Source organism: Streptomyces sp. adm13(2018), from assembly GCF_008042145.1.
GTDB lineage: Bacteria > Actinomycetota > Actinomycetes > Streptomycetales > Streptomycetaceae > Streptomyces.
Genome location: NZ_RDBH01000099.1, coordinates 6,404 through 13,120, shown reverse-complemented (window position 1 = coordinate 13,120; position 6,717 = coordinate 6,404). Strand labels below are relative to the sequence as shown.

At 72.8% G+C, this 6,717-nt stretch carries 5 protein-coding genes and 1 pseudogene; 3 read left to right on the top strand and 3 right to left on the bottom strand.

Annotated elements, in window-relative coordinates:
* Positions 1–38: 38 nt before the first annotated feature.
* A complete protein-coding gene (locus EAO70_RS09110; RefSeq protein ID WP_148002502.1) occupies positions 39–734 on the bottom strand; it encodes a hypothetical protein in 696 nt (231 codons plus the stop codon).
* Between the two features lie 209 nt (positions 735–943).
* Between EAO70_RS09110 and EAO70_RS09105 the strand changes: the two genes are divergently transcribed.
* The gene (locus EAO70_RS09105) at positions 944–2,578 is read left to right on the top strand and encodes an MFS transporter (RefSeq protein WP_261992769.1); all 1,635 of its coding nucleotides are present in this window, start codon (positions 944–946) and stop codon (positions 2,576–2,578) included.
* On the opposite strand, the pseudogene EAO70_RS09100 reads toward EAO70_RS09105, so the two are convergent.
* Positions 2,512–3,210, bottom strand: a pseudogene (locus EAO70_RS09100) (DNA glycosylase AlkZ-like family protein); the annotation flags it as partial. The gene EAO70_RS09105 and the pseudogene EAO70_RS09100 overlap by 67 nt on opposite strands.
* A gap of 122 nt (positions 3,211–3,332) precedes the next feature.
* Positions 3,333–5,180, bottom strand: coding sequence for an APC family permease (locus EAO70_RS09095; RefSeq protein WP_148002501.1), 1,848 nt, complete (start codon positions 5,178–5,180; stop codon positions 3,333–3,335).
* A 200-nt stretch (positions 5,181–5,380) separates the two neighbouring features.
* Between EAO70_RS09095 and EAO70_RS09090 the strand changes: the two genes are divergently transcribed.
* Positions 5,381–5,563, top strand: coding sequence for a hypothetical protein (locus EAO70_RS09090; protein WP_148002500.1), 183 nt, complete (start codon positions 5,381–5,383; stop codon positions 5,561–5,563).
* 158 nt (positions 5,564–5,721) lie between these two features.
* Positions 5,722–6,609, top strand: coding sequence for a hypothetical protein (locus EAO70_RS09085; protein WP_148002499.1), 888 nt, complete (start codon positions 5,722–5,724; stop codon positions 6,607–6,609).
* The last annotated feature ends 108 nt before the right edge of the window (positions 6,610–6,717 follow it).

Sequence of the window (6,717 nt, the reverse complement as noted above, 5' to 3'; positions counted from 1 at the left end):
GGCGTCGGTGATGACCTTCTGGTGGAAGTCGTGGGCGCTCATGCGGCCTTCTCCTCCTCGTACGTCGCCAGATCTCGTTCCAGGTTTTCGCGTGCCCGTTCTTCCCAGGCCGCCGCCCCGTACGGCGTGCGGAAGAGGCGGGGGAGGTTCAGGAGGTGGCGGAGGATCGTCGCGCGGCCTGCGCGGAAGGCCTCCTCGGGTACGAAGCCGTATTCCTCGCGCACCGCGGCCGTATACCCCCCGTACGTATCCGGATCGGTGGCCAGGATCGCGAGGTCCGCGTCGCAGAGGGTCTCGCCGTTCAGGTCGCCCGGGGCCGGGTCGTGGGTGATCGTGAGGCGGACGAGCCGGGCGACCTCGGCGATCTCGTGCGGGGTGAGTCCGGCCTCGGCCAGCGCCTTCTCGGCGAGGACCGCCGACCGCTCCTCGTTCTCGGAGCGGTCGGGCCGGTAGACCGCGTCGTGGAACCATGCGGCCAGCCGGACGAGCTCCAGCTCGCCGCCCTCCCCGCCCAGGTCGGCGAGCTCGTCGATGCGGTCGAGGACCGCCCGCAGGTGGTCGACCGTGTGGTAGCGGCGCTGCGGCTCGGCCCACCGGGCGAGCAGGTTGCGGCCGTACGGCGCGGGGTCGGGGCCCTCGCGGCCGGCCCGGGCGGCGCGCAGGGTGGCGTTCCAGCGCTGGAGGAGTGCGGGGTCCGGGAGGGCGGTTCGGTCGTGCTCTTCCTGGGCGGTCATGGGGGCATTGTGCCTGCCGTGACGAGTGGAAGCCGTGCTTCCCCCGCCCGGGAGCCGCGCCCCGGCCGGGTTCGGGGCAGCGCCCTCATCTCACTCTTACATACCCCCCATGGGTATGCTACGGTGCTCCGCACAGGTACCCCCTAGGGGTATGCCTCGGGCCCCGGTCGGGCCGCTCGGGGGCCGCAAGCGAGCGAAGGGTCAGGGCAATGTCAACCGTCAATCCCCGGCGCTGGTGGGCACTTGTCGTGCTCGCAGCAGCCCAGTTCATGGTCATCATGGACACGTCGATCATCGGGGTCGCGCTCCCCGAGATGCAGAAGGACCTGGGCTTCTCGCAGAGCGAGCTCCAGTGGATCTTCAACGCCTACGTGATCGTCTTCGGCGGCCTCCTGCTCCTCGGCGGACGCCTCTCCGACCTCGTCGGAGCCCGCAAGATCTTCGTCGCCGGCTGGGCGGTCATGATCGCCGGATCGGTGCTGGCCGCCGCCGCGCAGACCGCCTGGGTCGAGATCGCCGGCCGCGCCGTCCAGGGCGTCGGCGGCGCGCTCATCGCGCCCTCCGCCATGACCCTGCTGATGATCCTCTTCATGCATGACCCGAAGGAGCTCGGCAAGGCGATGGCGCTCTACGGCGCCGCGGCCCCCGCCGGCGGCACCGCGGGCGTCTTCCTCGGCGGTGTCTTCACCGAGTGGATGAGCTGGCAGTGGGTCTTCATCATCTACATCCCGATCGGCCTCGCGACCCTCGCCGCCACCAAGCTCCTCCCGAACGTCGAGTCCCGCCGCGGCTCCGTCGACATCCTGGGCGCCGTCGCCGTCACCGCCGGCCTCGCGCTCGCCGTCTTCGCCGTGGTGCGCGCCCCCGAGGTGGGCTGGGGCTCCACCGGCACCATCGTCCAGCTGATCGGCGCCGCAGCCCTCCTGGTCCTCTTCTTCGTGATCCAGAAGAGCATCAGCGAGCCGCTCATGCCGCTCAGCGTCTGGCGCGTCCCGCGCCTCGGCTCGGCCAACCTGGCGATGACGCTGCTCGGCGCCGCCTGGATCCCGATGTGGTACTTCCTCAACCTGTACCTCCAGCAGGTCCTGGGCTTCGGCGCCTTCGAGTCCGGTGCCGCCCTGCTCCCGATGACCGTCCTCCTCATGATCTTCATGACGGCGATCACGGCCCGGCTCATGATGAAGGTCGGTGCCAAGCCGCTCATCGCCGGCGGACTGCTGGTCCTCGCCGCCGGTCTGGTCTGGCTCGCCGCCGTCCCGCCCACCGGCTCCTTCCTCGTCGACGTCCTGCCGGCCTCGCTGGTGGCCGCGCTCGGCATGTCCCTCGCCTACATCCCGACGATGATGACCGCCATGTCCGGCGCCCCGCAGGAGCAGGCGGGCCTGGCCTCCGGCATCGTCAACACCACCTACAACGTCGGCTCCGCGCTCGGCCTCGCCGCGCTGACCGCCGTCGCCATGTCGCAGGGCGCCGACCAGCTCGGCAACCTGCCGAAGCTGACGGACGGCTTCTCGTCCGCCTTCGTCGGCGCCGCGATCATCGCCGCGGTCGGCGGTGTCGTCACCCCCCTCGTCATGAAGAGCGACAAGGCCGTCGCCGGAGCGCCCGCCCCCGCCCCCGAGGGCGAGAAGGGCCCGGGGCGATCGACCGTGAGCTCGCCCTCTTCGTGTCCCGTGGCGGCCTCGACGGCGTCGACCTCGACCGGCTCGCCGACCTCGCCCGTGCGCTCGTCCTGGAAGGCGAGCAGCCGGGGCCGCAGCCGCTCGAACGCGACCCCGAGCCGGGTGAGGCCGCACCAGGCCTGCATGTCCTTGACGGAGGCGGGCCCGAAGGCGCCGAGATAGCGGAGCACGGTCTCGTCGAGATCGGCGGCGCCCTCGGCGGGATGGTCGAACCACTCGTCGGTCGTCGTGAGCGCGACCTGGCCGCCGCGCTCCCAGAGCCCGCGTGGGGTGACCTGGACCAGGGGAAGGAGGCAGCGGGCGGCGACGGACAGCGACTGCGGATCGGCGTCGGGCCAGTGGGGCAGGAGCTCCTCGCGCAGCTCCTTGGGGGTGCGGGGCCGCTCCTCGACGAGCGCACGGGCGAGGTCGGCGAGCCGGTCGAGGTCGACGCCGTCGAGGCCGCCACGGGACACGAAGAGGGCGAGCTCACGGTCGATCGCCCCGGGCTGCGCGAGCCCGCGCAGGGCCACCGCGTCGCGCGCGGTGTGGGTGTGCACGGTGGAACGCATGGAGACGATACGCGCCACCGCACGGGACTCCATGAGCGCGGACAACTGCTCGGGCCGAAACCCGTCGAGCCGGGCGGCGAGCGCGTAGTACGGCGGTTTGGTGTTCTGCGCCTGAAGCCCGAGAAGGTGCTCGACGGCCTCGGGGACGCCCAGGGAGGCGGGCCGGAGCAGCAGTTGACGATCGAGGGTGGCACGGTTCAGAGCACGGACACCGAGCACGGGGTGGGTCGACTTGGGGGCCATGCGCAGCACGCTACTCACACTTGCGGACAGCTACGGTCCGCAAGAGGCCGGCCCTGTCCACCACGTGGGGCGCGTGCCCGCGGGACGCCCTCGGTGATGTCGCGCCGCCCGATGCTGCGGCCCTAGCGCGGCCCCAGGCGGAAGCGGAGCCGGCAGATCACCGCGTCCGTGTCGCGGCGGACGGCGTGAGCGACGACCGCGCCCCGCTGGTTCTGCAGCAGCCGCTGCCCCAGGTGCGCGGGCTCGGCCTCGGGGATGAGGACGGTGACGCGCGTTCCCGGGTCGGCCGCCCGCAGTTCGCGTACGTGGGCGCTGATGGGCCGTCCCAGGGAGCGGCGTTCGGAGGGGAGCCGCACCAGGGCGACCCCCGGGTTCCACAGGGCCCAGTCCCGTTCCAGGGCCTCGGCGGCCGCCTGGTCCTCGGCGTCGGGGTGGCAGACGGTCACGGCCCGGACCTCGTCGCCGAGGGAGGCGGCGGCGGTGAGGGCCTCGCTGGTGAGCCGGGTGAGCGAGGAGACGGGCACCAGGACGAGGGAGCGCTCGCGGTGCGGCGCCTCGGGGACCCGGCCGACGCCGAGCCGCTCGCCGATCCGCCCGTACGCCCGGTGCACGGCCTCGAAGGCGAGGACGAGGACCGGCAGGGCGATGACGATCAGCCAGGCCCCGTCGTGGAACTTGGTCGCGGTGACGACGACGGCCGACACCCCGGTCAGGACGGCCCCGAGACCGTTGAGCACGGCCTTCCCCGCCCACCGGGGTCCGCGCTCCCGCCGCCAGTGCAGGACCATGCCGGTCTGGGCGATCGTGAAGCCGACGAAGACTCCGATGGCGAACAGCGGGACCAGGGTGTTGGTGTCGCCGCCGGAGAGGACGAGGAGCGCGGCGGAGACCACGGCGAGCCAGACGACGCCGTGCCGGTGCACCTGGCGGTCGGCCTTCAGACCGAAGACGTGCGGTACGTGGTTGTCGCGGGCGAGCAGCTTCAGCAGGACGGGAAGCCCGCCGAAGGAGGTGTTGGCCGACAGCGCCAGCAGCACCATGGTCGCGAACTGGACCACGTAGAAGGCCGTGCTGTGGCCGAGGGAGGCGTCGGCGAGCTGGGCGAGGACGGTGACGCCCTCGACCGGCTGGAGGCCGAAGCGGGAGATCAGGACGGACAGCCCGATCAGCATCACGCCGAGGAGCATGCCGAGCGCGACTTCGGCGCGCATCGCCCGGCGGGCGGCGGGTGCTCGGAACGACGGCACGGCGTTGGCGATCGCCTCGACGCCGGTGAGGGCGGAGCAGCCGGAGGCGAACGCCTTGAGGAGCAGCAACGCGCCCACGGTGGTGGCGTCGGCGGCGAGCACGGAGGCGTGCCCGTCGGAGGCGGCGGTGGACACGGGCGCGTCGCGGAACAGGCCGACGGCGATCATCACGAGGATCGCGCCGACGAAGACGGCGGTCGGGACGAGGAAGGCACGGGCCGAGTCGACGATCCCGCGCAGGTTCACGCCCGTGATCAGCACGAGGACCGCGAGGCAGATCCAGAGCCGGTCGCCGTACAGGCCGGGGAAGGCCGAGGTCAGGGCGGCGACGCCGGCCGTCACGGCGACGGCCACGTTGAGGACGTAGTCGAGGACGAGCGAGCCCGCCGCGACCAGGCTCGTGCGCCGCCCCAGGTGCGCCTTCGCCACCGCGTATGAGCCTCCGCCGTCCGGGAACGCGGCGATGACCTGCCGGTACGAGGCCACCAGGACGGCCAGCAGAACCGCGATGGCCAGCGTCACCGGCAGCGTGAACCCGAGCCCGTACCCGCCGGCGGCCGCGAGGACGAGCACGATGGCCTCGGGCCCGTACGCCACCGACGCCATCGCGTCCAGCGACAGCGCCGCGAGACCGGTGACGGCCGTCAGCTTGTGCCGCGCGCCGGTGTCGGGAGGCTCGTGGCCGCCGGGGACGGCGGTCTTCTCGGTGGTCAGGGTGGCCATGCGGACGGACTCCTTCGGATCGGGCTCCGCTCAGCGTCCGCCCCCGGCCAGGGCGCGTCTGCCTTCCTGGCGCGTTCTTGGCACCGCGCGTCCCGCCCCTGACACCTCCTTGACGCGGGCCCCGCCGCCCGGCGTCAGGACCTCGTGAAGACTCCGGACGTACGGACTCCGCCGCCGCGGCCCGGCCCTACAGTCGCCCCATGAGCCGACCCGAGGGACGCCTGCCCTCCGACCACCGCGTGCGCCGCGTCTCGGTCGCACTCGCCGGCGGCGCCCTCCTCACCACCGCTCTCGGCCTGACGCTCGACAGCATGTGGCTCCTCGGCGCCGGGGCCTGGCTCCTCATCGCGGCCGTGCTGCTCGAACTGATCTACCGCCCCTGACCATCCGTCTCGACGGATGCCCGCCTGAGCGCCCCGTCCAGGGATTTCCTCCTGCGGGAATACCCCCAGGGGGTATATGGTTGTGGTCGTCGTCCACAGCGGACGACGCCACGGCGCATCACGCCACATCACGGCGCATCACACCGGGGAGACATGCCATGAAGATCCACAGCGGCCGGCACCACGAAGGTCACGACGGTCACACCGGCCATGGCAACCATGACGGCCACAGCGGACCCGACGGCCACGCGGCTCACGGCGGCCACCAGGGGCACGGCGGTGGGCAGGCCGGCGGGCTCGCGGTTTCGGCCGGGGGATTCACTCTCGACATCGACTCCGCGATCCTCGCCGCCGGTCCGCGGCAGCGCGTCGGCTTCCGGGTGCTCGGTCCCGACGGGCGTCCCGTCACCGAGTTCGTCGCCGAGCACGAGAAGGAGCTGCACTTCATCGCCGTCCGGCGCGACACGGCCGGGTTCCAGCACGTGCACCCGGTGCGGGACGAGAAGGGCGACTGGAGCACCGAGCTGGACCTGGAGCCCGGGGACTGGAGGTTCTTCGCCGACATCCACCCGGCCGGGCACGACAGGGCCCTGACGCTTGGCATCGATGTCGCGGTCGCCGGGCCGTACGCCCCGCTGCCACTCCCCGAGGCAGCCCGCACCTCGCACGTCGGCGCGTACGACGTCACCCTCGGCGGCACGCTCGTGCCCGGCGAGGCGAGCGAGCTGACCCTCACCGTCAGCCGCGACGGCGAACCCGTCACCGACCTGGAGCCCTACCTGGCCGCCTACGGTCACCTCGTGGCCCTCCGCGTCGGCGACCTGGGCTACCTCCACGTGCATCCGGAGGGCCACCCCGGCGACGGCACCACCGCCCCCGGGCCCGCGATCCGCTTCCTCGCGGTCGCGCCCACGGCCGGCGCCTACCGGCTCTTCCTGGACTTCCAGCACGCCGGCGTCGTCCGTACCGCCTCGTTCACGGCGCACACCAGCACCGAAGCCGCGCCCTCGCACGGCGAGCACCACGGGCCCCACGCACACCACTGAGGTGCCCGCGCCCTCGCCCCAGCCCGCCTCCCGCCCGGAGAACCCGAGAACCCGAGAACCGGAGAACCGGAGAAGGAGCGCCGTGGCGGTGGGGGAGTGGGGTACGGG